1 protein-coding gene and 1 pseudogene are annotated in these 1,567 nt (G+C 70.7%); one reads left to right on the top strand and one right to left on the bottom strand.

Annotation, left to right across the window (positions count from 1 at the left end; genetic code table 11):
• Positions 1 to 986 (bottom strand): annotated as a pseudogene (locus BM093_RS34800) (hypothetical protein); the annotation flags it as partial.
• 291 nt (positions 987 to 1,277) lie between these two features.
• Between BM093_RS34800 and BM093_RS35675 the strand changes: the two are divergent.
• Positions 1,278 to 1,567, top strand: a 290-nt coding sequence (locus BM093_RS35675) for a hypothetical protein (RefSeq protein ID WP_143105731.1), incomplete at its 3' end; no start/stop codon positions are given.

Raw genomic sequence — 1,567 nt, 5'->3', positions numbered from 1 at the left:
CCCGGGGCGCTCGCCGCGGGAACGGCCGACCAGCGCGCGCCCAGGGGCAGTTCCGGCCGGGGTGGCGAGGGCCCGGCCGGGGACTCGTCGTCGCCGCCGGAGTCGTGCTCGGCGTCGTGGTCCTCGACGTCTGCGGCACTGTCGGCGACCGGTTCCGGTTCGGCGGTCCGCTCGAACACCTCGACGAGCACCTTCACATCGACGGTAATGCCGTGGCTGTAGGGCAGGACCTCCCCAGCGCGGGCCTGCACGGCACGCCACCGGCCCTTGCCCGGCTTGTCACCGGGCCAGCCCAGCAGCGCATCCGAGCGCCGCGCGAGGTAGGGCTCGAGGGCCAGCCGGCGTCGATCCGGGTCGTCCTCGTCGCAGGACAGGTAGTCCAACGCGAAGCACTCCGCGAGCTGGCGAGCCTCGTCCACCCCGACCGGGCGCAGCGCCTCGACCGGGCGGTCGACCGTGGTGCGCGCGGCACGAGCGTCGTCGCTGGCCCGCCCGGAGGGCAGATAGAGGTCCTGGTCTGTGCTGTCCTGGGTGACCCAACGCCCGGACGGCAGCGGGCTCTGCGGAATCTCCGACGCCGCGTTCGTTCCCTGCTGCGGCGCAGGGAAGGTCACCGTCAGCTCGGAGTGGTCCTGCCGGGGCATCGTCGGCTGTGTCGGACCCTCCCGGTAGAAGGCCGTGGCGCCGTTGACCGGCCGGTGCTCGTCGGGGAAGTCCTGGTCGCTGTAGCCGTCGTCGTAGCCCGGTTCGTGGAACTCGGGCTCGTAGGCGACGTAGGGGGCGGATTGCTCGGAGCTGTCGACGTAGGCGACCTCGTCGCCCCACTCAGCCGAGTCCGGCGCGGCAGCCTCGGCGTCGGCCGCGGCAGGGGGCGGGCCCGATGAGGCAGGGGAGCGCCGTCGGGGGCGAGGGGGTTCCTCGTCCGCGCCCCACCACGGGGGTAGCGCCGGGGGTGCCGCACGCGTACGCCGGCCGATCACCACCACGTCTCACCTCCGCACGTCAGCCGCCCTGTTGTGAGCTCGCCTCCCCGAGCACGGAGACGAGCGTTGAGACGACTGTCAGCGCGCGAACTGTACTGCATAGCGATTGCAGAAATATACGCTAAGTATCAACTGTCACGGCGCATATGTTGGACGCCTGGAGAGGGTGACCCAGGCGTACGGCTGGTAGCAGTGCGCAGGGTGACTGACGAGTAGGCTTCGTCACGCTCGCCCCTGGGCGCAGTCTGGGAGCTTGCCGCTGAACGGGAGCAGCCGAACGAAGGAACGCCGCCCATGGCCGAGGAACACAGCACGCAGGCGGCGAACGGTGCGCGCAGTGAATCGGCAAAGAGGGTGTCCTCCAGTCGCCCGGCAGCACAGAGCACGGCGCATTCCGACAGCGGATCCGCCGTGGCCGACGCCGAGTTCGCCGCCCGGATGAATAACCTGTTCGCCACGGTGCTCAACGACGACGGCCAGGAATACTCGGTCTCCGACGTCGTCCGCTGGATCAATGCCACCGGCGGATGGAGCTCCCGCGAGCGCCTCAACGCGCTGCGGAAGGGGAAGGCGGTCACGGACCT

The organism is Pseudonocardia ammonioxydans (assembly GCF_900115005.1).
Taxonomy (GTDB): Bacteria; Actinomycetota; Actinomycetes; order Mycobacteriales; family Pseudonocardiaceae; genus Pseudonocardia; species Pseudonocardia ammonioxydans.
Note: the sequence above shows the minus strand (reverse complement) of the source record. Positions and strands in the feature narration are given on the sequence as shown.